The organism is Burkholderia sp. FL-7-2-10-S1-D7 (assembly GCF_001524185.1).
Classification (GTDB): Bacteria; Pseudomonadota; Gammaproteobacteria; order Burkholderiales; family Burkholderiaceae; genus Burkholderia; species Burkholderia diffusa.
In genome coordinates, this window is sequence record NZ_LOWY01000100.1 from 137,360 (window position 1) to 161,723 (window position 24,364).

The following is a 24,364-nucleotide window of genomic DNA, read 5'->3' on the forward strand; positions in this document are numbered from 1 at the left end:
TAATTGGCATCCTTGGATGGCCAATGCGCCGTCGATTTCGGCCAACTATACTGACAGCGTCGTGCTCAGGCCATTGCTATTAATTCATTCAAGCATTCAAAAATCGCATGGATAAACTCTTTCGCCCGCCGTCGCTCCAGGCACTTCAGGCGCTCGTCCTTGCGGCGGATTCGTCGAGCTTTACCGAGGTGGCGGATAAACTGCATCTGACTCAGAGCGCGGTGAGCCGGAAGATCCAGCAGCTGGAAAGTCACTATGGCGTGCCGCTGTTCGTCCGCAACAGCCGCGCCATGCAACTGACCGAGCACGGCAAGGCTGTGCTGGAAGTCGCGCGCAACGTGCTCGGCGACCTGCGCACGCTGGGCGAGCGGATCGCGCCCAGGGACGGGCCGTTTCGGATCCGGATTCATGTGTCGCTCGCGGTGCGATGGCTGCTGCCGCGGCTGACCGATTTCTACGCCGAGCATCCCGACCTGTCGCTGTCGATCGAGACCGTCGCGACCCAATCGGTCGATCCTTCGGGCGAGTGCGACGCCTGCATCCTCTATCTGGCCAGGATGCCGGACGACCGGGCGTTCGTGCCGCTGTTCGACGAATATCTCGTGCCGGTGTGTGCGCCCGACAGCGTGAACGGCTTGCGCCCGCCGGCCTCGCTGGACGAACTGGGGCCGTACACGCTGATCCATGGTTCGACGGGGCACCACGAATGGACGACCTGGCTGGAGGCCCAGGGTGAATCGGATGTCGTTCGATACAAGCACATCACGTTCAATCTGGATGAGCTGGCGATGGATGCCGCCGCGCGCGGGCTCGGCGTCGCGATGGCGGACCTGACGCTTGCGCAGGAGATGATCGGCCGGGGCGCGCTGATCGTCCCGTTCGGCCCGAAGCTTAAGACGGAAGGCGGGTATGCGCTGTGGTTGCAGGCCGCCGAGGCGTTTCATCCGGCGCAGCAGCGCGTTCTCCGGTGGTTTGCCGGGCAGTCGGCAGCGGATGCGGGGAAAGCCGTGCGTTGAACGGTCGCGCCGGCCGCTCGAACCGGCGCGACGAATCGCACGATGCGGAGAAGGGCGTTATCGCGCGGCGGCGTTACAGCGCGCGTTCGATCGCCTGACCGAGCAGCGACACGCCGAGATCGATCTCGTCCTCGCTGACCGTCAGCGGCGGCGCGATCCGGAACACGCCGCCCATGCCGGGCAACTGCACGATGTTCATGCTGAGCCCGAGGTTCATGCACTCGCGCGTGATCTTCGCGCCGAGGCCGTCCGCCGGCTCTTTCGTGCGGCGATCCTTGACGATCTCGACGCCGAGCAGCAACCCGCGCCCGCGCACGTCGCCGATGCAGTCGAACCGTTCCATCAGGTCGAGCAGGCCGCGCCTGAGCCGGTCGCCCATCGCGTTCGCGCGTGCGACGAGCCCGTCGCGCTGCACCACGTCGAGCACGCGCAGGCCGACGGCTGCGGGCAGCGGATCCGACACGTGCGTCGTGTAGAACAGGTAGCCGAGTTCGTGCGCGCGTTCCTCGATCGCCGCGGACGTCACGATGGCCGCGAGCGGCAGCCCGGCGCCGAGCGTTTTCGACAGCGTCAGGATGTCGGGCGTCACGCCGTCGCGCTGGCACGCGAACATCGTGCCGGTGCGTCCGATGCCCGTCTGCGCCTCGTCGAGGATCAGCAGCATCCCGCGCGCCTCGCACTTGCGCTTGAGCGCCGCCATATAGCCTTCCGGCAGTTCGATGATCCCGCCCGAACTGAGGATCGGCTCCGCGATGAATGCCGCGAGGTTGCCGCTCGACTGGCGGTCGATCAGGTCGAACGCGTAGTCGAGTTCGGCGAGATAGTCGTACGCGCCGTTGCGCTCGAAGCGCGGCCGGTACGTGAATGGCGCCGGAATCGCGAACGAGCCGACGGCGGCCGGGCCGACACCCTTGCGGCCCGCGCTGTACGTGGCCGATGCGGCCGCGCCCGTCATCCCGTGCCACGACTGCGCGAAGCCGACGATCTCGTACTTGCCGGTGACGAGCTTCGCCATCCGGATCGCCGCTTCGTTCGATTCCGCGCCGGTGCTGAGCAGCAGCGCGCGGTCGAGCCCGTCGGGCGTGATGTCGGCGAGGCGCGTCGCGAGGTCGACGACCGGCCGCGACAGCATCCCGCTGAACAGATGATCGAGCTTGCCCGCGTATTCGCCGATGACGGAGACGATCTCCGGATGGCAGTGGCCGAGCACCGCGCTCATCTGCCCCGACGTGAAATCGAGGATCGCGCGGCCGTCGGCGTCGTAGACGAAGCTGCCTTTCGCGCGCTCGATGATCATCGGCTCGAACGTGCCGCCGTAGCGGACCAGGTGCTGCCTGGCGTTGCGCCAGAAGGTTGCGTCGTCGTTCAGGGACATCGGGCTTCTCCGGGCGAGGGGGCAGGGATCGCTTGCAGTCTAGGCGCGCGTCTGGTTTGATGGAAACGAATAGTGCTTATGCAAGGTAGAAAGGGAGTTAATACCTTGGGACGCTCGCTCGAAATCGACCTGCTGCGTTCGTTCGTCGTGATCGCCGAGGTGCGCGCGCTCAGCCGCGCGGCCGCGCGTGTCGGCCGGACGCAGTCCGCGCTCAGCCAGCAGATGAAGCGGCTCGAGGATATCGTCGACCAGCCGCTGTTCCAGCGCACCGGCCGCGGCGTGCTGCTGACCCACCCGGGCGAGCGGCTGCTCGTGCATGCGCAGCGCATCCTGCGGCTGCACGACGAGGCCATGGCCGACCTGTGCGGCACGGGGTTGTCGGGGACGATCCGATTCGGGTGCCCGGACGATTACGCGGCGGTGTTTCTGCCGCCGCTGCTGCGGCAGTTTTCGAGCCAGCATCCGCAGGCGATCGTTGAAATCGTATGCGGACCGACGCCGCGGCTGCTGGAACAGCTCGAGAAACGCGCGGTCGATCTCGCGATGATTTCATTGCCGGACGACGGGGCGAACGGCGACATCATTCGTCGCGAGCAACTGGTCTGGATCGGCTATCCGGGGCTCGAGCCCGCGCATTTCGATCCGCTGCCGCTCGCGCTTTCCGATCGCGATACGCTCGACCACATTGCGGCCTGCGAAGCGCTGCATCGCGCCGGCCGCGATTTCCGCGTCGCGTATGCGAGCAGCAGTCTCGCAGGGCTGATCGCGCTGGTGCGCTCGGGGCAGGCGTTCGCGGTGATGACGCAGACGGCCGTGCCGGCCGACCTGGCGATCGTCAACGGCGATCCGCGGTTGCCGCCGTTGCCGGCGGTGGGCATTACGCTGAAGTTCGACCGGAAACGGCCTTCGCATCTGACTGCGGCGTTCGCGGAGCATATTCGGCTGACGCTGCCGCTGTTGTGATGGGCGACGCGCGGCGATTGGCGCCGGCGCGTGTGACTGCCGCGCCGTTGTTTGTCGCCGCTTAGAATCAATTGGCCATCGACGAGGATTGTGCAAGAGCGCTCATGCCGATCCGTCCGAACATGCCGCCGAACGCGGTCCCGCCGACATAGCGCTCCATCGAGAAACCGAGCCCCTCGGACGCGATTTCTTCCGCGAGACAGGCCCTGGCTGCGAGCCGCCGCTGCGGGAGGGGGCTCGCAGCCAGGGCCTGCTATTGCGCGTCGGGCAGGGTGGTGCCGCCCGACGGCGACGAGCCGCTCACTGGGCCGGCTGATGGGCCGCGTTCTGTCCGTTCAACGCTGCTACGCGTGCCTGGGCGGCCTGCAGGTTTTCCGGGAACTGCGTCCTTCTGGCCATGGACGGCTTATAACCCGCCTTTTCGATCTGAATGAGTTCGTTGCGGACCTCCGCACGGGTCTTCGCCGGATTCTCCGGCTGGGCGAACGACACGGCGGGAACGGCGATCATCGTCGCGATGGCCAAGGCTTTAATAAAGGATTCCATAATGATTTACCTCCGATGCAGTTGCGCGCGGCGCTCTCAACCTTCTTGTCAGCTACCGGTAAGAACAGTGTAGCCGAGACCGCATTCAGGTGCTGGTAAAACATTATTGCGCGAGCACGCAATTTAGGTCTTTGCGCACGTCACTTCAAAAAAATCGATCCAATCGATCGAAACGCTTGAGGCATCGAGGAAGGAAAATGACATGGCATCGTCTGACCGACGACATGCTTGTTCGAAGGACGTCCGGACAGCCTCTGATAGAGAAGCCGGCCATGATCCGGAGCGGATCATCGGATGTTTTCCGCTCGCGGCTTGTGATTCGCTCGAATGGTGAACCAGGTCGACCTGATCGCTTGCGTTCACCGCTGCGCAATGAATTGCTCGAGCAGGTCCGGGCGATCGAGCTTGTCGCGCCACCATTGCAGCGCGGGCCCGGCTTCGTCGTCGCGCCATGCCAGATAACACTGGGCCGTTTCGCACATCCCGGCCACGTGGCGGGTCACGAGCCTGCCTTCGTCGATCGCGCGGGCGGCAAGGCCCGCGGGTAGCGTGCCGACGGCAAGTCCCTCGCACTGCACCGCGAGTTTTGTCGCAAGGGTCGGTACCGCGAGGTAGGGTTGGGACGGCTGGAACGCCGCCGAGCGCAGGAGCGATTCGCGCGAAGGGCCGCCGACCAGCGCGCAACGATATTGAGTCACGGCACTGAGCGTGATCGGTTCCGGCATTTTTGCGAGAGGGTGATGCGGCGCGACCGCAAACACGTAACGCAGCGTGCCGATCGGGCGTGCGACGATGTCCGTCAGCGCGGGAGGCTCTCCCGTTGCCCCGACGACGAGATCCGCGCGCCCCGAGACGAGTGCATCCCAGGTGCCGCCGAGCACCTCGGTCGACAGGCGCAAACGCGTGCCCATCTCGAGTGCGTCGAATTCATGCACGTAGGGCCAGAAACCTGAAAACGGCAGCACTTCATCCACGCACACGCGCAGTTCGGTTTCCCAGCCATCGTGGATCCGACGCGTCCTCAGTTCAAGTTGCTCGGCGGCAGCGAGCAGCCGGCGGCCTTCCTCGACAACGACGCGCCCCGCGCGCGTCAACTTCGCACGGCGGCCGCTGCGGTCGAACAACGTGACTCCCAGGTCGCTCTCGACCTTCTGCACGAGATAGCTGAGGGTCGACGGCACGCGGTGCAGCAGGGCGGCCGCATCGGCGAACGAGTTCGTCCGGTCGATCGCATCCAGTGCCTCGAGGGCTTCGAGTGACAGTTTCAATTTCGCTTTCCTCAGTGCAATGACGGACGCATGTCCGACATGCTTTCGTCGATCGTGGCGTGCCGCGAGCCGTCCTCGGCCGGCCATGCGGCGTGCTGCCGCCTTGATGGACTGTCGTCTGTCGCTGTCGTCATCGATCAGGAAAATTCAGGTGTCTTAAGAAAAATCATCTTGCCGTCGTGTAACTTGTGAAGGCGTGAATCGGATGAAGCCACGATCGAATCAAGTCGAACTGGCGCCGGCACGCAGAAGCTTGTCATTCGAACATCGACGAAAAAGGAGAATCACATGTATCAGTCCAGCTTGAGGCCGCTCGCACTCGCAGTACTGACCGGAGTCGTGCTGCTGGGGGCGCCGGTTGCGTATGCACAGGATTCGGATGCTGCGCCGGCAGCGGCCAGTGCCCCGATGTCGAAGCAGGAATTGAAGGCGCAACGCAAAGCGCAGCGCAAGGAGGCCCGGCTGAAGCGGAACCAGGAACTGCGGACGCTCGAGAAGAACGGCTATCGCATGAGCAAGGACGATCACTATCCGCAGAGCCTCCAAAGAGCCGAACACAAAGCAGCAGAACAGAAAGCCGCCGCCGGCGCGTCCGCGCCCGGTCAATGACAATTCGGTGCCGCATCTGCTCCGCCGCCAGGCGGGGCAGGTGACGGCATCCTCCTGCACCTTCTTGCGTGCGCCTCGTGCGCCCGCGTCACGCAATCGTCGGGAAACGCGCACTCCGTTGGCGCAATTCTATGCAAACGGTTGCGTGCCACAGAATACCCATATTCATCGTCTAATTCCAATTCGCTAGGGTTAACGCTCTATCCTCCCGCGCAGTCCGCCGGGTATTATTGCATCAAGTTATGCAAACGGTTGCATGGAGGGTGTGATGGCGGAACAAGCGGTATTGAGTGCAATTACCGATGATCCCGCGTCCGTTACCGCGATCGTCAAGGCGGCGATGGCGGGAACCCGGGACGCTCGGCTGAAGGAGATCGTCGAAGCATTGGTCGATCACGGGCATGCGTTCCTGAAGCAGGTGAAGCTGACGGACGAGGAGTTCGAGCGCGGTCTCTCGTTTCTCCGTGCCGCGGGGCACGCATGCAACGAGCGGCACAACGAGGTCGTGCTCCTGTCGGATGTCCTGGGTTTTTCGACGCTGGTCGCATTGCTGAACAATTCCGACGCGACCGACCGCACGCCGGGCGCGTTGCTCGGGCCGTTCTATCGCGGCGGTTCGCCGGTCTACGAAGACGGCCAATCGATCGCAAGCCCGGGGTCGCCCGGCGCACCGCTGTTCATGCGCGGTCGTGTGCTCGACGTGTCGGGCCGGCCGGTCGGGAATGCGGCGGTCGATGTGTGGCAAGCGTCGCCGGTCGGTCTCTACGAGAACCAGGACCCGGACCAGCCTGACCGCAATTTGCGCGGCCGCTTTCATACCGATGCGCAGGGGCGGTTCAACTTTCGTACCGTGCGTCCCGCCGGTTACCCGGTGCCCGTCGACGGCCCCGTCGGCACGCTGCTCGAGGCGCAGAATCGCCATCCGTACCGGCCCGCGCACATCCACTTCGTGATCGTCGCGGAAGGTCATGCGACCTTGGTGTCGCAGGTGTTCGCCGATGATTCGGAGCATCTCGACTCGGACGTCGTGTTCGGCGTGAATCGTCGCCTCGTCGGCAATTTCGAGCGCCATGACCCGCGGACGGGGCCGTATGCGGAAACGGACGAGGTGTATTACACGCTCGATTTCGAATTCATCATGGCCGAAGGTACGCCGACGTACCCGACGCCGCCCATCGACTGAACAGGAGGCGGCAGTGCCACGCAATCTGAACGAAAAAGTCGCCGTCATTCTCGGCGGTACCGGCGGGATCGGCATCACGACCGCAAGGCATTTCGCCGAAGCCGGCGCGCGCGTTGTCGTTGTCGGACGAAGCGACCTTGAGGCCACGCAGCGCATCGCCGACAAACTGCCCGGGGAAGGGCACTCGGCCGCGCTCGCGGCGATCACCGACAGCGCGACGCTCGCCGCGCTCGCCGACGAGGTGCGCAAGCGATACGGGCGAGCGGACATCCTGGTGAATGCCGCCGGCTTCACGAAGCCGGTTCGCCATGCGGACCTCGACGCGCTGACGGACGAGCTAATCGACGAGATCATGAAAGTCAACTGGCGCGGCCAGTTCGCGGCGATCCGCGCATTTCGTGCGTTGCTTGACGAATCGGGCGACGGGCTCGTCGTGAATGTGTCGTCCATCGCGGGAACGACCGGCAATGGCAGCAATGTCGCGTACTGCGCCGCGAAAGCAGGAATCGATGTGATGGCGCTGTCGCTGGGCCGCGCACTTGCGCCGCGCATTCGCGTCGTGAACGTGTCGCCCGGCGTCGTGGATACGCAGTTCGTTCCCGGGCGCGGCGACGATTTCAACGAGAAGGCCGCGGCGACGACGCCGCTGCGCCGGATCGGCGCGCCGGACGATGTCGCTGCCGCCATCGTCGCCTGCGCGACGACGCTGACGTTCAGTACCGGCGCGACGATCGTCGTCGACGGCGGCCGCCGGCTGAACTGACTGCCTGGAGACCTTTCGATGCATGCTCGCAAGACCATCATTACCTGCGCCGTCACGGGCAACATCACGCGACCCGACCAGCATCCGGGCCTGCCGGTCACGCCCGCGCAGATCGCGAATGCTTCGCTCGAAGCCGCGCAGGCCGGTGCCGCCGTCGTACACATCCACGTCCGCGACCCGGCCACGGGCAAACCCTCGATGGACGTCGATCTCTATCGCGAAGTGATGGCCCGGATTCGCGCGGTCGATCGCGAGTTGATCATCAATCTGACGACTGGCCCGGGCGGACGTTTCATTCCGAGCGACGACGATCCCAGGGTTGCGGCGCCGGGCACCACGCTTCTGCCGCCCGAAAAGCGCGTGGAGCACATTCTCGCGCTCAGGCCGGACATCTGCAGCCTCGACCTGAACACGATGAATTCGGGAGCCGAGGTCGTCATCAACACGCCGAAGAACGTCACGCGGATGGCCGAGGCGATCCGCCGGGCCGGCGTCAAGCCGGAGCTCGAGATCTTCGACTCCGGCGATATCCATCTGGCGCGCGATCTCATTGCGAGCGGCGTGCTCGACGGTCCCGGACTCTGGACGTTCGTCAGCGGCGTCAAGTATGGCTTCGCCGCGTCGCCGGAAACGCTGCTCTATGCACGCAGCCTGCTGCCGCCGGGGGCGATATGGTCCGCGTTCGGGATCGGGCGTTTCGAGTTTCCGATCGTCGCGCAGGCGTGGCTCGCGGGCGGGCACGTGCGTGTCGGCCTCGAAGACAACATCTATATCGAGAAAGGTGTGCTCGCCGAGAGCAATGCCGTGCTCGTCGCGCGGGCACGCGAGATCGTCACGCTGCTCGGTGGCGAGATCGCAACGAGCCGCGATGCGCGCGAATGCCTCGGCCTTGCATCCTGAGCGCAATCCGACGCACGATATTCACGGCGACGCAGGGATGCGCGGTGGACCGACAGTCGCCGCGCGATGTGTCCGAATCGACAATTTCCAGGAATCAATCGAGCATGAAATGCATTCGCGTCCAGCAGAAAAGCGCTGATATCAGCGCGCTCGCACTGAGCATCGACACGCAGCCTGTCCCGACGATCGATACGACCGACTGCCTGATCGAGATCGAGAGCGCGGGCGTCAACCCGAGCGATGTGAAGGCCGTGCTCGGTTTCATGCCGCACGCGGTGTGGCCGCGTACGCCGGGCCGCGATTACGCGGGGCGCGTGATCGACGGCCCGCCGGAACTGGTCGGCAAAGAGGTCTGGGGTAGCAGCGGCGAGCTCGGCATCCGGCGCGACGGAACCCACGCCAGCCATCTCGTCGTGCCGGCGCACAGCGTGCGCGAGAAACCGGCAATCCTGACGATGGACGAGGCGGGATCGATCGGCGTACCGTTCGTCACCGCTTTCGAGGGCTTGCACCGCGCCGGCGGTGTGCGGCGCGGCGACGTCGTGCTCGTGCTGGGCGCGAACGGCAAGGTCGGGCAGGCGAGCATCCAGCTCGCGACCATGGCGGGGGCGGAGGTGATCGGTGTCGTGCGCGACGATGCGTCGTACATCGGGCACGCCACCGGCGACGTGACGATAATCAACGCGTCCGCCGAGCCGTTCGACGAGCTCGTGCTCGAGATGACGGCCGGCCGTGGCGCAAACATCGTCTACAACACGGTCGGGAGTCCGTATTTCGAGCGTGCGAATCGCGCGATGAGCGTGCGCGGCACGCAAATCCTCATCTCGACGATCGAGCGTGCCGTGCCGTTCGACATCTTCGCGTTCTATCGCGGCCAGCACACCTACGTCGGGATCGACACGCTCGCGCTCGACACGCGATACTGCGCCGACGTCCTCGACGCGTTGCTGCCGTCGTTCGAGCAGGGTTCGTTGAAGCCGTTCCCGATCGATGCCGGCTCCGTGTTCGATCTTGCGGATGCGGCGCACGCGTATCGGACGGTGTTCAGCGGTACCGCGAACCGGGTGCTGCTCAAGCCATGAACGTCACGCGCTTTCGCGATGCGCCCGACTACTTCCCGCCGAATCACTTCGGGATGCAATGCGTACGCCTGCAAGGACGCGAGGCGGGCCCGGCCGAATCGCTGTGGCTCGGCGTGTCGACGATCGAGCCGGGCGGGCATACGACGATGGACGGATCGGACGTCGAGAAGCATTACGTCGTGCTGGAAGGGCAGGTGTGCGTAGACGCGGACGGCGTCGAAGTCGAATTGCAGGTGTTCGATTCGTGCCGCCTCGCGCCGGGCGAGCGGCGTTCGCTGCACAACCGGTCGAACCGCCGCGCCAGGATCCTGCTCGCGATGCCGTTCGCGCGCCCTTCGCGCGACTAGATGCGAAGGCGGGCCGGGTGGCGCAATGCTGCCCGCAACGGCTCGATGCGGCCACGCTGGCCGCGCCGCCTGCGAATATCGGACGATCCGGCAAGCTGCAGGCCATTTCGGTCAGGTTTCAGGACGCCCGCAACTTTATATTTGTCTCACCTGATTCGCACGCATGTGCGCAGACGGCAACGACCGTTTCGGTGGCCGGCCAATCGGCGCGAGGCGTCAGTTCGCGCGTGCCCGGCCGCCCGCTGCACGAGGTGCGCCCGTCGACCCGCGCACGATCAGCTCCGGCGGCAGCGTGATGCGCAACGGTGCCTTGCCCGGTGTCGTGATCATGCCGAGCAACAGGCGTGCGGCCTGCCGGCCCATCTCGCGATGCTGGATTCGGAGGGTGGTCAGTGACGGATTCAGCATGTCGAGCAGCGGCATGTCGTTGTGCCCGATCAGCGAGATGTCCTTCGGGCACACGATTCGCCGCTCGGCAAACACGTCATAGCAGCCGAGCGCAATCAAATCGTTCGCCGCGATGATGGCGGTTACGCTGCGATGCGTGTCGAGCAACTGCGCGCATGCAAGGCGCCCGGCTTCGCGCGTGAACTCGACCGCCTCCACGACGACGTTGGCCGCAAGATGGTGCTGCTGGGCGGCGATCTGGAAACCCTGCAGTCGCGACAGGCCGGTCGCGAGCCGTTCCGGCCCGGACAGGTGCGCGATGCGCGTATGCCCGAGCCCGACCAGATGCTCGACCGCGAGCCGCATCGAGAGGAAGTCGTCGTTGACGACTTCGGGCACGTGGCCGCCGTCCTCGCCGCGATTGACGAGCACGACCGGCACGCCGTCGAGGATGCAGCGCCGTACGAGCGGGTCGTGCCGCGCGGCGGTCGCGAGGATCAGCCCGTCCACCTGGCGCTCGAGCATCTGCTCGAGCATCCGTTCCTGGTCCCTGGGCTTGCCGACGATGTTCGCGATCAGCACGCCATAGCCTTCGGCTGCCAGTTCCTCCTCGATCCCGCAGACCATCGGCGGGAACACGGGGTTCGAGATGTCGGGCAGGCACACGCCGATCACCTTCGATTGCCCGCCGCGCAGTGCGGAGGCAAGCCGGTTCTGCCGATAGCCGAGCGACTTGGCCACGGCGAGCACGCGACGCACGACCTCGTCGCCGATCAGGTGGCGTGTGGCCGGATTGAGCACGCGCGACACCGTCGACGCATTGACGGATGCCGCCGCGGCGACTTCGCGAATCGTGACGCGGCCGGTGCCGCGCGCTTCGGAGGATTGGCTCATGGAACCCGCTGGAGAATAGGAATCCGATTGTATCGATGCAATGGGTTGCGATCAATGTTGCAGGTGAAACCCTAATGTTTTCGGGACTAAACCTCATTGACAGGGTAATTGCCTTGGGTAGGATGTGCATACGTTTGCATAAAGTGAATCACGTGATCGATGCGGGCGGTCGAAGCGGTTCCAGCGCCGAAGATGCCATCGGCGGTCCGGCACGCAGAAGCCCGGAAAAAGCAGGGTCGATCGAAGGGTGCGACATGTAACGCCGATGCGTTACCTGGCCATATTTTGTCTGAATTTATGCAAACGGTTGCACACTGTTGCCCAGGATGCCATGCCGGAACGCGGTGTGGCCAATGTGAACGACGTACAGGAGCCAGTGGATGGAGACGAACCCTAAACCCGAACGGCAGCCGGCGCGCAAGCGGGCCGCGATGTGCATCGTCGCCGCGTCTGCGGCGGCGATCGGCAGCTTCCATGGTGCGAGCGCGCTTGCGGCAAGCGAGACGATCGCCGCCTTCTACAAGAACCAGGTCGATCCGCATTTCGCGCTCGTTCGCGCGGGTGTCAACGCCGAGGCAAAGCAGCTCGGCGTGTCGGTCACGCACTACGCGCCGACGCGCCCGAACGATCTCGGCGAGCAACTGAGCGAGCTGGAGGACGTCGGCGTGAAGAAGCCGAACGCCGTGCTGTTCATGGGCGTGAATCCGCACGGCGTCGTGCCGGCGATCCAGAAGATCAACACGATCGGCATTCCGGTCGTCAACTACAACGATCGCGTGGCGGGCGGCAAGTTTTCGTCGGTCGTCGTCGCGGACGACTACAACCTCGGTCTCGACGTTGCGCGGTATCTGTTCAAGAGCCTCGGCGGCAACGGCAATGTCGTGATCCTCGAAGGCGTGAAAGGCTCGACGACGAGCGACGAGCGCGTGCGCGGGTTCAGGAAGGCCCTTCAGGAATTCCCGAACGTTCATCTGCTGGCGTCGCAGCCGGCGAACTATCAGCGGCTGCAGGCGCTGCAGGTGATGGAGAACCTGATCCAGTCGAACCCGAAGATCGACGGCGTGCTGGCGGCCGCCGACGTGATGGCCATGGGTGCAATCGAAGCCCTCGAGGCGGCGGGCCAGAAGCAGGTGAAGGTCGTCGGCATCGGTGGTGTGCCTGAATCGGTCAAGGCGATCAAGGAAGGGCGTTTGCTGGCGACCGCCGAATTCAACGGCTTCAAGATGGGTTGCATCGCGACGATGGCCGCGGTTCGCACCCTGCGGAAAGAACCCGTGCCCGATACGGTGCTGATCAAGGGCATCGTGATCGACAAGACGAACTACGCACCGTTCGAACTAGCGGGCGATCAGCGTCAATGCCCGGCGTGGAGCGACGTGGCCAGCAAGTGACGCGCGCGGCCGGGCGGGCGGCCGCACGCTACGGCAGCCGCGGCTGTCGCATGACGCGCGGCTGGCCGCCGAACAGCACCGTGGAGATGAACATGGAAACCTCGACCGGGCGCGTTCCGCGTCTCGAATTACGCAAGATCTGCAAGCATTTTCCTGGCGTGGCTGCGCTGACCGACGTCGACCTCACGCTCTATCCGGGCGAAGTGCACATGTTGCTCGGCGAGAACGGCGCCGGGAAGTCGTCGCTGATGAAGGTGCTGTTCGGCGCTTACCGTGCCGATGGCGGGGAGATCCGATACGACGGCATGCCGGTCGTGATCGAATCGCCCGCCGACGCGAAGCGCCTGGGCATCGCGGTGATTTTTCAGGAATTCTCGCTCGTGCCGCATCTGTCGATCGCGCAGAACATCTATCTCGGCCGCGAGCCTCGCAACCGCTTCGGCCTCGTCGATCACCGGCGCATGCACTCGGACGCCGCCGCCGTGCTGGCGCAACTCGGGCTCGCGTACGACACGCGGGCCCATGCGGCGGACCTTGGTGTCGCGCAGCAGCAGATGGTCGAGATCGCGAAAGCGCTGTCGCACGACGCGCGCGTGCTCGTGATGGACGAGCCGACCGCGGCCATCTCGGACCGGGAAGCCGACGCGCTGTTCACGGTCGTGCATCGGTTGCGGGACGCGGGTGTTGCGATCGTCTACATCTCGCATCGGATGAAGGAAGTGTTCGATCTCGGCGATCGCGTGACCGTCCTGCGCGACGGCCGGCTTGTGACGTCGATGCCGGCCGGCGACGCGACCCCCGACCAGTTGATCGCGCTGATGGTCGGGCGCAAGGTCGGCGTGGTCTATGAACGCCGCTATTTCGGCGCGTGCGGCGAAATAGCGCTCGACGTGCGCGACCTGACGACGTCGACCGGTGTGAACGGGGTCGACCTGCAGGTGCGCTGCGGCGAGATCGTCGGATTGTCGGGCCTGGTCGGCGCCGGGCGGACCGAGGTCGCACGCGCGGTGATCGGCGCCGACCCGATCAAGGGCGGCCGCATCGAGATTTTCGGCAAGCCGGTATCGGGCAGTCCGCACGAAGTCGTCAAACGCGGCGTCGGCCTGATTCCGGAAAACCGCAAGCAGGAGGGGCTCGCATTGCGTCGCTCGGTGCACGAGAACCTGCTCGTGTCGAGCCTGTGGCACCTGTTCCCGAAGGGCTGGTATCGCCCGGCCCGCGCAACGCGAGCGACGCGCGACCTGATCGACGTGCTGCGGATCGCACCGGGCGACCCGGCGAAACGGGCGCGCAACCTGAGCGGCGGCAACCAGCAGAAGATCGTGATCGGCAAGTGGCTCAGTGCCGAGTGTCGCCTGTACATCTTCGACGAGCCGACGCGCGGCATCGATATCGGTGCGAAGACTGAAATCTTCAACCTGATCGAGCGGCTGGTCGAGGAGGGCGCGGCCGTCCTGCTGATCAGCTCGGAGCTGTCGGAGATCGTGCACGTGTGCGATCGCGCATACGTGATGCGTGGCGGCGCGATTTCGGGCGAACTGCAGCGCGAACAGCTGAGCGAGCAAAACATCCTGGGTCTGGCAATGCACGGAGGTTGACGATGTCGGTTGAAACGAAACGTAATGGCGGGGACCTGGCAGCGCGGCGCAAACGGCCGCTGCCTTCGATCGTGTGGGCCAGTGTCGCGTTGGTCGCGGCGGCGGCTTTCGGCGTACACGGCTTCGCGTCGCGCGCGAACCTGGTCGACATCGGCCTCCAGATCTCGATCCTCGTGATGATCGCGATGCCGATGACCCTGGTGATCCTGAGCGAGGGGCTCGACCTGTCGGTCGGTGCGCTGCTGAGCCTCTGCGGCGTCGTGTTCGCGCAGTCGCTCGGGGCCGGCGCCGGCATCGGTGGCGCGCTCGGCGCGGCGGCGGCGGTCGGTATCGCGATCGGCTTCCTGAATGGCACGCTCGTCGCGCGACTCGGCCTGCCGCCGTTCGTCGTGACCCTCGGCACGCTCGGCGTCGCGCACGGTGTTGCACTCGTGATGACCGACGGTAATGCGGTGGTCGTGACGAATCCTGCCGTCGGCGTGCTTTACGGTTCGTCGGTACTCGGCGTGCCGTTCCCGATCGCCTGCGCGCTCGCGGCATACGCAGTCACGCATCTGCTGCTCTACCACACCCGGTTCGGCGCCTACGTGTTCGCGATCGGCGGTAACCGGGACGCACTGACATTGGCGGGTGTTCGCGCCCGTGTCCATCACGTCGCGATCTACGTGATGAGCGGCCTGTTCGCGGGCCTTGCTGCGCTCCTGCTCGTCGGACGCATGAATTCGGCGGAGCCGAATGCCGCGATCGGCATGGAGTTCGACGCAATCGCGGCAGTCGTGCTCGGCGGAACCTCATTCGAGCGCGGGGAAGGGTGGTTGCCCGGTACGGCGATCGGCGTGTTGACGATCGGCGTGCTTCGCAATGCGCTCAACCTGGTCGGCATCGAATCGTCGCTGCAGGTCGTGACGATCGGTTTGCTGGTTCTCGCGGTCGTCGTCATCGATAGTGTCCGTCAATCCCGCGTCGCAGGAGCGCAAGCATGAATACCCGGAATCAATCTCTGTTTGCGGCGATGCGTGTCATCGGCATCGAACGTCGCGGCCGCCTGTCCGAAGACGCGACCGCGCTGATCTATCGCGCGGCGTTTGTCGGTGCACTTGCAATCGCGCTCGCGTTCGCATCGGACAGTTTCGCCACATCGGGCAACCTGCTGAACGTGCTGCGGCAGGCCAGTCTGATGTTCCTGCTTGCGTCCGGCCTCACGATCGTGATCCTGTCGGGCGGGTTCGACCTGTCGATCGCCGCGAACCTCACTCTTTCCGCCTGCCTCGCAGCAGGTGCGATGAAAGCCGGGGTGTCCCCGTGGTTCGCCGTCGCGATTGCAATGTCGTGCGGCGCGTCGATCGGGTTCCTGAACGGTCTGGCGGTGACGTTCCTGCGGCTACCGCCGTTCCTTGCGACCTACGGGATGCTGTGGGTCGTGCAGGGGCTCGCATTTCACTACATGGGCGGCAACGAGATCTTCGGCTTCCCCGCCGGCTTTCGCGCCCTCGGCACCGGGTTCTGGTGGGGGGTGCCGATTCCCGTCTACATGATGCTGCTCGTGTTGGTCGTCGGCTCGGTCGTCACCGCGCGCCTGAACATCGGTCGCGAGATCTACGCGATCGGAGCGAATCCGGAGGTTGCGAGGCTGTCCGGGATTCCGGTGCGCCGCCGCCGGATTGCGGTCTACACGATCAGCGGCCTGATGGCGGGGATCGCGGCGGTCGTCTACCTCGCACGCGTGAATGCGGCCGATTCGGCGATGGGCGATCCGATCCTGCTGCCTGCGATCGCGGCGATCCTGATCGGCGGTGCGTCGCTATTCGGCGGAACCGGCACCTTGCTCGGCACGCTGCTTGGCTGTTTGACACTGGCGCTCGTCATCGACGGGATGAACCTGCTGAATCTCAACGCGAACCTGCAGCCGCTGGTCGTCGGCGTCGTGCTCCTGATCGCGGTGCTCACCGACGCGCTCGGTCGCCGGCATGCCGAGCGGGTCGGCTGACGGCCCGCAGGCAAGACTCGCCCGACGAAAACAAAGAGACGATTTGACAAGCGACGGGACTCTTCGGCGACGGTTACCGACCGAAGTGTCCTTAACATGAACTCCAGGTGATCGGCATTACGCGATCCGGTCCAGGCGGCAAATCAGATCGGCTCTCGTGACCTTTCGCTTTCGAAGTAGCCATAAGTAGCCATCGGAATGATTAGCTATACAAATTAAATAAGACATTCCATGCGCGGGCATCCGGTATCGAACGACTGAAATGGAGGGGTAGACAGTGGTGGAGATGAAGAAAACAGCGATCGCGGCACTGATCGGCATCGCATTGAGCGGATCGGTTTTCGCACAGAGCAGCATCACGCTCTCCGGGAAGATCGACAACGGCCTGACTTACGTGACGGACGAAGGCGGGCATCACAACTTCAAGATGGACAGCGGCGTGCTGTTCCCGAACCTCTGGATCATGTCGGGGGCGGAAGATCTGGGTGGCGGGAATCGGGCGATCTTCAAGCTGTCGTCGCTGTTCAACCTGAACAACGGGCAGTTGAATCAGCCCGGCACGATGTTCGGGCAACAGGCGTATGTCGGCATACAGACGCCGTACGGCATGGTGACGCTGGGCAAGCAGTTCGACTTCACTGCCGAATTCCTCGCGCCGCTCAACGTCAGTTCGGCCGGCAGCGGTTATGCGATTCACCTCGGCGACTTCGACCGCACGAACAACGACCGGCTGACGAACTCGATCAAGTACATGAGCCCGACGTGGGGCGGATTCCAGTTCGGTGCGATGTACGGGTTCAGCAATACCCCCGGCAGCTTCCACGACGGCAGCGGCTGGAGCGCCGGTTTGCAGTACACCAACGGGCCGCTGACGCTCGCGACGATGTACACGTTCGTCGCAACGCCGACGATCGATCCCTACGCGCAGATCGGGGTGCATTCGTTCTTCGGTCTCCCCGTTGCGACCGGGTCGGGCGACAGCGTCACCGACACTGCGCCGTCCTTCCAGATCCGCTCGCTCGGCACGCTCGGTGTCGGCGGGTCGTACGCGATCGGCGACGTCACGCTGTACGCGGACTACACCAATACGGTGCTGAAGTTCCAGGACGCGAAGTCGGTCATGAACGTCTATGAAGGCGGCGCGACGTGGCAGGTGACACCCGCGTTCCAGCTCGTCGGCGGCTATCAGCACACCAGCTTCGAAGCGCACGCGTGGAACCAGGTGACGGCCGCGGCGCTGTATTCGCTGTCGAAGCGCACGACGGTCTACCTGTCGTCCGATTACCTGAAGGCGTCCGCGGGCGTGGATGCGGTGATCGGCGCGAGCTTTGCACCGGCGCCGACCGGCCATCAGGCAGACGTCCGGATCGGCCTCGCACACACGTTCTGACCGTATCGCGAAAGCTATGCATCCCGGTTCGAACCGGGTCTATCGATGAGTACCAGGAGGAGTCAATGATGAAAAAAGCCTATGTCGCATTCGCAATGATGAGCCTGACGGCCGCCGCCGCCGTTGCGTGGGGAGCCGATGCCGCCGGTGGCGGACCGAAGTTGATTACGACCATTCCGGTCACGAGCGAAAAGCCGTTCGGTTTCGATATCAGCGCAGCATCGGACGGCAACTACTACCTCGCTGACGGCGCGAACGGGACACTCGACGTGTTCGATGCGACCACGATGAAGCTGCGCGACCGGATCAAGGCCGACTTCGCGGGTATCGGTCCGTCGCACGAAAAGTCGGGCCCGTCGGGCGTGCTGCCGATTCCCGGCACGTCGCTGGTGTATGTGGGTGACGTGAACGCCGTCAAGGTGATCGACGTTGCATCGAAGCAGCTCGTCAAGCGCATCGAGGTCAGCACGTCGGGCATTCGTGCGGACGAAGGCTGCCTTGCCCCCGAGCATCATGTCGCGATGTTCTCGAGCGGCGGCGAGCAGCCCCCGTTCGTGACCTTCATCAATACCGACACGCATTCGGTGATTGCGAAGATGCCGCTCGCGGATTCGAGCGGCCTCGAGGCGTGCGAGTTCGACGCGAAGAACGACAACTTCGTGTTGAACAACGACGGGACGAAGGCCAACCCCAAGGGCGAGGTCGACCTGATCCCGGTGAAGTCGGTGCTCGAAGGCAAGCCGATCGTTCAGGCCGCGCTGAAGCTGAAGGGCTGCGACAGCCCGAGCGGTCTCGCGCTCGGGCCGGGTAACGATGCGCTGATCGGCTGCGATCCCGACGAAGGCGGCAAGCAGACGACGCTGATCATCGACCGGACGAACGGTACGCCGCTCGCGCAATTGCCGTTCGGCGGTGCCGACGAGGTGGCCTACGACCCGGTTTCGAATCGCTACTTCCTTGCCGGCGGCCACCACTCGGCCGACAACGTATCGCGGGTCGGTGCGAAGGACGCGAAGTTCGACCCCTCGCTGGGGATCATCGACGCCAGCACGCGTAGCCTCGTCGCGATCGTTCCGACCGGCAAGTTCTCGCATTCGGTCGCGGTCGACGGTGCGTCGCATCACGTGTTCGTTCCGTACGGTGCCGGCTCGTCCGCGCAGTTCCCGGGAACCGGCGTCGCGGTGTTCGCGACGGAATAAGGGCTCCAGTGTGGTGATTTTCCGCGGGAGATGGGCTCCCGCGGACTTTTTCGAACACCCCCGCTCGACCGCTGCGTGAAACCGAATATCGGACTCGACGGTAAGCCGCGAGGCTGGATGGTTAGGTCATGCGGCGTGGCCGGACGTACGCTGGGGCTCGAGCGTACAGGGCGAAGCGGAGTCAGGAGATGGAATTGAAATTCAGGTTACGGGCCCGGTGGTGGGTGAAGGTGCTTAGCGTTTGGGCTGGATTCGCGGGCGCGATGCACGCTTCGTTCGCCGAAGACACCCACGACAACGTCGCGATGCCGACCTATGTCCTGAGCTATGCACAGACGCAGACGCTGCTCTCGCTCGCAATCGCCGAAGCGAACGCACGACACCTGGCGATGGGCTTCGCTGTCGTCGATCCCGGCGGTCATCTGCTCGCCGCGGTGCGGATGGACGGCGCGTCGTTTTCGAGTATCGACTTCGCGCGCGGCAAGGCATTCGCGTCGGTCGCGCTCGGCGGCCAATCCGGCGTCACGCTCGAGCATCGCTATCGCGACGATCCGTCCGAGTACAGCAACATGTCCGGCGCCGGTTATTACGCGCCGTTCCTGCCCGGCCGCGGCACGTTCCCCGTGTTCATGAACGGCCATCTGCTCGGCGCGCTCGGCGCCGCCGGCGCGCCGTCCGAGATCGACGATCAGGTCGTGCTGAAGGCAATCGCCGGGCTCGGCGCTCAATCCGCGCGTTGAACGCGCATTGTCCTTAAAACCAGGTCTGGAAGACGTATGAGACACAACATGGAAATGGAACACTCGGCCGACGCCCCGGCAAGCGACATGGAGACGCGCGGTGCGGTGACGATGGACGGGACCGCGCAATGCCGCCGCACCATGCTGAAGCTCGGCTTTGGCGCGATCGCGGCCGGTTTCGTCGGCGTCGCACGCGCGCAAACGGCAGCCCAGAAGGCGCCGGCAGCCACGATACGTGTGGTTCCGGGCGGCAAGACGGTGAAGCTCGTGCCGTCGTGGAAAACGGTGCAGGTCGGTCAAATGACACCCGATGCCGAGGCCGCCGCGTCGATCCGGTCCGGCGACACGGTCTGGTACGACGGCACGTGGACCAACTGGGGCAATGAAGCGAAGTACGGGATGGGCTTCAAGGAGCGCGAGCCGATCCGCAAGAAATATCCGAACGGCGCATTCTCGTTGATCGGACCCGTGGAGATCGAAGGCGCCGAACCTGGCGACGTGGTCGAATGCCGCATGCTGAAGATGCGGCCGATCGATTGGGGCTGGAATTCCGCGCCCCCGGGCGTCGGCGCACTGCCCGGCGATTTCGGTCCGTATCTTCGTTACCTGAAGTTCGACGACGCGCGCACCTACGCGTCGTACGTACCGGGCGTGCGGATTCCGCTGAAGCCGTTTCAGGCTTATCTCGGCACCCAGCCGCCCGGCGACCGGGTGACAAGTGCGAACTTCGCCGGTAGCTACGGCGGCAATCTCGACTGCGCCGTGCTCGGCGTCGGGACATCGGTATTTCTGCCCGTGCAGGTCGCCGGCGCACGCGTGTGGACGGGTGGGTCGATGGGGGCATCGGGCGAGGGCAACATCGATCAGACGTCGATCGAATCCGCGTTCGAGGAGATGCGGATCCAGTTCCTGCTCCACAAGCGATCGTCGCTCAACGGCCCGATGGCCGAGACCCCGGAGCACTGGATCGGCTTCGGTTTCGCCGATAGCCTCGACGATGCGCTCGTCGCGTGCATTCGTCAAACGATCGGATGGATGTCGTCGGCCACCGGGATTCCGCCGGTCGATTGCTACGGCATCCTGAGCGTCGCGGGGAGCTTCCGGATCACGCAGTACGCGCACCAGACCGGCACCGTCTACAAGACGGAACCGCCGAAAGGCGTGCACTGCATGGTGCCGAAGAATATTTTCTCCGCCGAGATGCTGCGGCGCCTGTCGGATTCCGTGCGCGCATAGGCGCACGCTCTTTACGGCTTGGGAACAAGCGGCCGCACGCGCCGGGTCCGCGCTTCACGGCGAACCGGGCCGCGCGCGCCGCAGGAGGTTGCGTAGTGAAACTGAATGATCAAAAGACCGCAGGCGACGCCGGCATGTCGGCAGTCGGCGGAATGAGCCGGGCAGTCGCGCTGCTCGTTTGCTTTCTCGTCGTCGTGCTCGACGGCTTCAACACGACGTCGATCTCGTTCGTCGTTCCGACGCTGGCTCGGGAATGGCATCTCGCGCCGGCTGCGTTCACACCGGTTTTCGTCGCGACGAACGTCGGCGCGGCGATCGGCTTCATCGTCACGGGCTCGCTGGCCAATCGCTTCGGACATCGTGCGGTCGGGCTGGCCAGCGTCGCGCTGTTCGGCGGCTGCACGCTACTGACGATGTCCGCGGGCAGCGTGGCGCTGCTGTCGGTGATGCGGGTGATGGCGGCGATCGGACTGGGTGCGGCACTGCCGATCGCGATCACGGCTTCGGCGTCGATCATCGGCACGAAGCACAAGGTCGCCGCGTCGGTGCTGGTGACGACCGGGATGTCGGTCGGTGCCGTGACCGGCGGGCTGATCGGCGGCCCGCTGATGCACGGCTTCGGCTGGCAGTCGGTGTTCCTGATCGGCGGCGTATTGCCGTTCGTGGTCGCGCCTGCGTTCTTCCGGATCCTGCCCGCAGCCGCAGCCGCATCCACGGCGACGGATACGCAGCGTCCGGAGCAGCCGGTGGCGAGTCCGGTGCGCGCGCTGTTCGCTGACGGACGCGCGGGCTATACCGGCGTGCTGTGGCTGTTCTCGTTCCTGATCTTCATGGACGTCTATGCACTGTTGTTCTGGCTTCCGACCATGCTTCTGTCGTTCGGCTTTTCGCTGGATCGGGCACCGGCCGGCATGGCCGCGTTCAGTGTCGGCGGATTGAGCGGCAACCTGCTGATGACGGCCGCGGTGACGGCGATGACGGTTTCGGGGAGGTTGCGCGTGAAGTCGGCGCTGGCGGTGGGGATCGTCTGCGTGATCGCCGGCATTGCGGCGCTGAGTCAGGCCGCGTTGTCGCCGTCGACCGTGCTGCTGTCGATCGGCGTGATCGGCGCCGGACTCGTGAACGGGATCATGGGGCAGACGGCGCTTGCGGTCGCGTTTTATCCGCCGGGCATCCGCGCCACCGGCGTCGGCTGGGGCCATGCAATCGGGCGGATCGGTTCGTTCGTCGGCCCGGCGATCGGCGGGGCGCTGCTCGCGACAGGCTGGGATCCGCGCGACATCGTACTCGTCGCCGTGGTGCCGGCGATCGCCGCGATCGCTGCGCTCGGCGTGCTGGCGATCGTCGGTCGCCGTGCGGCCAGTCGCGAACTGACCGCGGGCGGCGCGCCGGCCGCGCACTGAATCGCTTTCGACACGTCTTCCTGGAAACTTGCGGAATCACGCTCAATCATGAAAATCATTGCTTACTCGGACGCGGGCCATCAAGCGCTCGGCGTCGTCACCAGCAACACGCATTTCGTCCCCGTCGCGGAAATCGCACCGGATCTGCCCGCGGATCTGATCGAGATTCTCGAGATGGACGACGGGCTCGAACGTCTGCGCGCATCGGCCGCCGGCAAGACTGGCAACCGGCTGCTCGCGTCCGTGACGCTGAAGCCGTTCCTCGGCCGGCCGAACGCGATGTGGGCGCTCGCACTGAACTTCAAGAGCCACATCGCCGAGACGGGCCTGCAAACGAATCCCGACTATCCGCATTTGTTCCTGCGCACGGCCGCGTCGTACGTCGGCGCGGGCGAGTCGATCGTCGCGCCGCCGGAAGCGGTCGCACGCGCATTCGACTACGAGGGCGAGCTCGGCGTGATCATCGGCAAGCCGGGGCGCTACATCCCCGTCGAACGTGCGCTCGAATACGTCGCCGGCTACACGTGCCTGAACGAGGGCTCGGTGCGCGAATACCAGGTGCACAACCGGCAATTCGGCCTCGGAAAATGTTTCGAGGCGTCGGGGTCGTACGGCCCGTGGCTGATGACGTCGGACGAGTTCGGCGACCCGGCGAAGCACACGGTGCTCACGCGGATCAATGGCATCGTCCGGCAGCGCGCGCCCCTCGACGACATGCTGATCGACGTCGCGCGCACCGTCAGCTACCTGAGTCGCGGCTACCGGCTGCGACCGGGCGACCTGATCGCGATGGGGACGCCGGGCGCGCTGAAGCCGGCGCCGGACGACGTGGACGGCAATGACCTGTCGCGACAGTACGGGCCGTTTCCGACACCGGGTCTCGTACACATGCGTCCGGGCGACTGGGTCGAAATCGAGATCGACGGACTGGGCGTGCTGGGAAATCCGGTGATTGCCGACCCGTCCGACCTGCTGGCCTGACCTGCGCCGCATGTGCGCGTCCGCGCGCATGCGGCAGACCGGCCGCGCCGCCGCGCCGGTCAGTCGAGTCGCTCGAGATCGAGCTTGACCGAATGCCGGCGAAAATCGCTCGGCGGCACGCCCATGTGCTGCGCAAAGAAGCGAGTGAAGTGGCTATGCTCTTCGAAGCCGAGCTCGTCCGCGATGTCGGCGAGCGGCCGGTCGCTTTCCGCGAGCAGCCGGATGGCGTGCGACATTCGAACCCAGTCGATGAAGTGCTGCGGCGAGATGCCCATGCAGCGCCGGAATTGCTCGAAAAAACGCGACCTCGACAGCCCGACCTCCGAGGCGACCTGCGTGACCGTCATGTTCGCGGACGGCGCGCGCTTGATGAAGTCGAGCGCCTTCCTGATTCTGAAGTCGACCGGACGCGTCGACGGTGCGATGCGTGTCGTCAGCTCCGGATCGGCAAAATCGCGCCCGAGCGCCGTGACGAGATCCTCGAGAATCGGCAGGCAGCCGGCATCCTGCGCAACGAGATGATTCGTGATGGCGGCCGCCAGGCGATCGACGTGATGCTGCACGTCCGGCGTCACGACCACGATCCTGCGCGGGAAGATGTCAGCCGGGCCACCGTCCGCCAGGCCGAGCCGCTTGCGCAGCCAGGGCGTTTCGATCACGAGCGACAGGATCAGCGACGGCGTGTCCTTGTTCGCGCACTTGGCGTGTTCGACCCATGGATTCAGGCAGATGGCGGAGTCGGCGCTGAGCGTGCATTCCTCGGCACCCATCCGGAAATCGCAATCGCTCCCGCCGAGCTTGAACAGGAACTGGTACTGCGAGTGCGCATGCGCGACAAGCGGCCGGCTGATGAAGTTCACCGTGGCACGGCCGAACTCGCCTTGCAGTATCCATACCGGCTTTTCCGATTCCATTGCTGCTAGCACCATTTCAACCTTCTCCGGTATCGCCGCGGCTGGAGCGCCGTCGCGACAATGAGGCATCGCTTGAACGTCCGCACAAGCCGTCTACTTAATCAAATGCCCGGCGGCGCGTCAATCCGGGGAAGATCGCAGATGTTGCATGCGCAGCGCTCGACACGCATCGCCATAAAAACCGGACGATCG

At 65.0% G+C, this 24,364-nt stretch carries 23 protein-coding genes and 1 pseudogene; 18 read left to right on the plus strand and 6 right to left on the minus strand.

What is annotated here, in order from left to right:
• The first annotated feature begins 107 nt into the window (after nt 1-107).
• Nucleotides 108-1,016 carry a LysR substrate-binding domain-containing protein gene (locus WS75_RS28690; RefSeq protein ID WP_059685679.1) on the plus strand — a complete coding sequence of 303 codons (909 nt, stop codon included), beginning with the start codon at nt 108-110 and terminating at the stop codon, nt 1,014-1,016.
• Nucleotides 1,017-1,089: 73 nt separating this feature from the next.
• Here WS75_RS28690 and WS75_RS28695 read toward each other — a convergent pair whose 3' ends face one another.
• Nucleotides 1,090-2,391 (minus strand): aspartate aminotransferase family protein, encoded by a 1,302-nt coding sequence (locus WS75_RS28695; RefSeq protein WP_059685682.1) that lies wholly within the window; start codon nt 2,389-2,391, stop codon nt 1,090-1,092.
• Between the two features lie 78 nt (nt 2,392-2,469).
• On the opposite strand from WS75_RS28695, the gene WS75_RS28700 reads away from it, so the two are divergent.
• Nucleotides 2,470-3,354 (plus strand): LysR family transcriptional regulator, encoded by an 885-nt coding sequence (locus tag WS75_RS28700; RefSeq protein WP_059685684.1) that lies wholly within the window; start codon nt 2,470-2,472, stop codon nt 3,352-3,354.
• 88 nt (nt 3,355-3,442) lie between these two features.
• Here the strand turns inward: WS75_RS28700 and WS75_RS34835 are convergent.
• From WS75_RS34835 to WS75_RS28710, 3 genes and pseudogenes are all read right to left on the minus strand, one after another.
• Nucleotides 3,443-3,565, minus strand: a pseudogene (locus WS75_RS34835) (MFS transporter); the annotation flags it as partial.
• An 89-nt stretch (nt 3,566-3,654) separates the two neighbouring features.
• Nucleotides 3,655-3,900 carry a DUF4148 domain-containing protein gene (locus tag WS75_RS28705; RefSeq protein WP_082729774.1) on the minus strand — a complete coding sequence of 82 codons (246 nt, stop codon included), beginning with the start codon at nt 3,898-3,900 and terminating at the stop codon, nt 3,655-3,657.
• A 359-nt stretch (nt 3,901-4,259) separates the two neighbouring features.
• Entirely contained in the window at nt 4,260-5,168 is a 909-nt protein-coding gene (locus WS75_RS28710) for a LysR family transcriptional regulator (RefSeq protein WP_059685686.1), read from the minus strand.
• 288 nt (nt 5,169-5,456) lie between these two features.
• On the opposite strand from WS75_RS28710, the gene WS75_RS28715 reads away from it, so the two are divergent.
• From WS75_RS28715 to WS75_RS28740, 6 genes are all read left to right on the plus strand, one after another.
• Nucleotides 5,457-5,777, plus strand: a complete 321-nt coding sequence (locus tag WS75_RS28715) for a hypothetical protein (RefSeq protein ID WP_059685688.1) — start codon at nt 5,457-5,459, stop codon at nt 5,775-5,777.
• A 268-nt stretch (nt 5,778-6,045) separates the two neighbouring features.
• On the plus strand, nt 6,046-6,960 hold the full coding sequence (locus WS75_RS28720; protein ID WP_257129471.1) for a dioxygenase family protein: 915 nt from the start codon (nt 6,046-6,048) through the stop codon (nt 6,958-6,960).
• Nucleotides 6,961-6,973: 13 nt separating this feature from the next.
• The gene (locus WS75_RS28725; RefSeq protein WP_059685692.1) at nt 6,974-7,723 is read left to right on the plus strand and encodes an SDR family NAD(P)-dependent oxidoreductase; all 750 of its coding nucleotides are present in this window, start codon (nt 6,974-6,976) and stop codon (nt 7,721-7,723) included.
• 18 nt (nt 7,724-7,741) lie between these two features.
• Nucleotides 7,742-8,623 (plus strand): 3-keto-5-aminohexanoate cleavage protein, encoded by an 882-nt coding sequence (locus WS75_RS28730; RefSeq protein WP_059685694.1) that lies wholly within the window; start codon nt 7,742-7,744, stop codon nt 8,621-8,623.
• Nucleotides 8,624-8,727: 104 nt separating this feature from the next.
• A complete protein-coding gene (locus tag WS75_RS28735; RefSeq protein ID WP_059685696.1) occupies nt 8,728-9,705 on the plus strand; it encodes a quinone oxidoreductase family protein in 978 nt (325 codons plus the stop codon).
• Nucleotides 9,702-10,052: a cupin domain-containing protein gene (locus WS75_RS28740; RefSeq protein ID WP_059685697.1), complete on the plus strand. Its 351-nt coding sequence runs from the start codon at nt 9,702-9,704 to the stop codon at nt 10,050-10,052. Before WS75_RS28735 ends, WS75_RS28740 begins: the two co-directional genes overlap by 4 nt.
• Nucleotides 10,053-10,268: 216 nt before the next feature.
• Here the strand turns inward: WS75_RS28740 and WS75_RS28745 are convergent, their stop codons facing one another.
• Entirely contained in the window at nt 10,269-11,333 is a 1,065-nt protein-coding gene (locus tag WS75_RS28745) for a LacI family DNA-binding transcriptional regulator (RefSeq protein ID WP_059685699.1), read from the minus strand.
• A gap of 380 nt (nt 11,334-11,713) precedes the next feature.
• On the opposite strand from WS75_RS28745, the gene WS75_RS28750 reads away from it, so the two are divergent.
• The 10 genes from WS75_RS28750 to WS75_RS28795 all read left to right on the plus strand — a co-directional run bounded on the left by WS75_RS28750 (nt 11,714) and on the right by WS75_RS28795 (nt 23,258).
• Nucleotides 11,714-12,724 carry a sugar ABC transporter substrate-binding protein gene (locus WS75_RS28750; RefSeq protein WP_082729776.1) on the plus strand — a complete coding sequence of 337 codons (1,011 nt, stop codon included), beginning with the start codon at nt 11,714-11,716 and terminating at the stop codon, nt 12,722-12,724.
• A gap of 92 nt (nt 12,725-12,816) precedes the next feature.
• Nucleotides 12,817-14,322, plus strand: coding sequence for a sugar ABC transporter ATP-binding protein (locus tag WS75_RS28755; RefSeq protein WP_059686351.1), 1,506 nt, complete (start codon nt 12,817-12,819; stop codon nt 14,320-14,322).
• A gap of 2 nt (nt 14,323-14,324) precedes the next feature.
• Nucleotides 14,325-15,305 carry an ABC transporter permease gene (locus tag WS75_RS28760; protein ID WP_059685701.1) on the plus strand — a complete coding sequence of 327 codons (981 nt, stop codon included), beginning with the start codon at nt 14,325-14,327 and terminating at the stop codon, nt 15,303-15,305.
• Entirely contained in the window at nt 15,302-16,309 is a 1,008-nt protein-coding gene (locus WS75_RS28765) for an ABC transporter permease (protein WP_257129472.1), read from the plus strand. Before WS75_RS28760 ends, WS75_RS28765 begins: the two co-directional genes overlap by 4 nt.
• A gap of 286 nt (nt 16,310-16,595) precedes the next feature.
• A complete protein-coding gene (locus WS75_RS28770) occupies nt 16,596-17,699 on the plus strand; it encodes a porin (RefSeq protein WP_059685706.1) in 1,104 nt (367 codons plus the stop codon).
• Nucleotides 17,700-17,767: 68 nt separating this feature from the next.
• On the plus strand, nt 17,768-18,898 hold the full coding sequence (locus tag WS75_RS28775; RefSeq protein WP_156429912.1) for a YncE family protein: 1,131 nt from the start codon (nt 17,768-17,770) through the stop codon (nt 18,896-18,898).
• A gap of 263 nt (nt 18,899-19,161) precedes the next feature.
• On the plus strand, nt 19,162-19,638 hold the full coding sequence (locus WS75_RS28780) for a GlcG/HbpS family heme-binding protein (protein WP_059685710.1): 477 nt from the start codon (nt 19,162-19,164) through the stop codon (nt 19,636-19,638).
• Nucleotides 19,639-19,686: 48 nt separating this feature from the next.
• Nucleotides 19,687-20,874: an acetamidase/formamidase family protein gene (locus tag WS75_RS28785; RefSeq protein WP_257129473.1), complete on the plus strand. Its 1,188-nt coding sequence runs from the start codon at nt 19,687-19,689 to the stop codon at nt 20,872-20,874.
• A 95-nt stretch (nt 20,875-20,969) separates the two neighbouring features.
• Nucleotides 20,970-22,277 carry an MFS transporter gene (locus tag WS75_RS28790; RefSeq protein ID WP_059685714.1) on the plus strand — a complete coding sequence of 436 codons (1,308 nt, stop codon included), beginning with the start codon at nt 20,970-20,972 and terminating at the stop codon, nt 22,275-22,277.
• A gap of 48 nt (nt 22,278-22,325) precedes the next feature.
• Nucleotides 22,326-23,258, plus strand: coding sequence for a fumarylacetoacetate hydrolase family protein (locus WS75_RS28795; RefSeq protein ID WP_059685716.1), 933 nt, complete (start codon nt 22,326-22,328; stop codon nt 23,256-23,258).
• 59 nt (nt 23,259-23,317) lie between these two features.
• On the opposite strand, the gene WS75_RS28800 is transcribed toward WS75_RS28795, so the two are convergent.
• Nucleotides 23,318-24,187, minus strand: coding sequence for a helix-turn-helix domain-containing protein (locus WS75_RS28800; RefSeq protein WP_179948963.1), 870 nt, complete (start codon nt 24,185-24,187; stop codon nt 23,318-23,320).
• Nucleotides 24,188-24,364 lie beyond the last annotated feature (177 nt).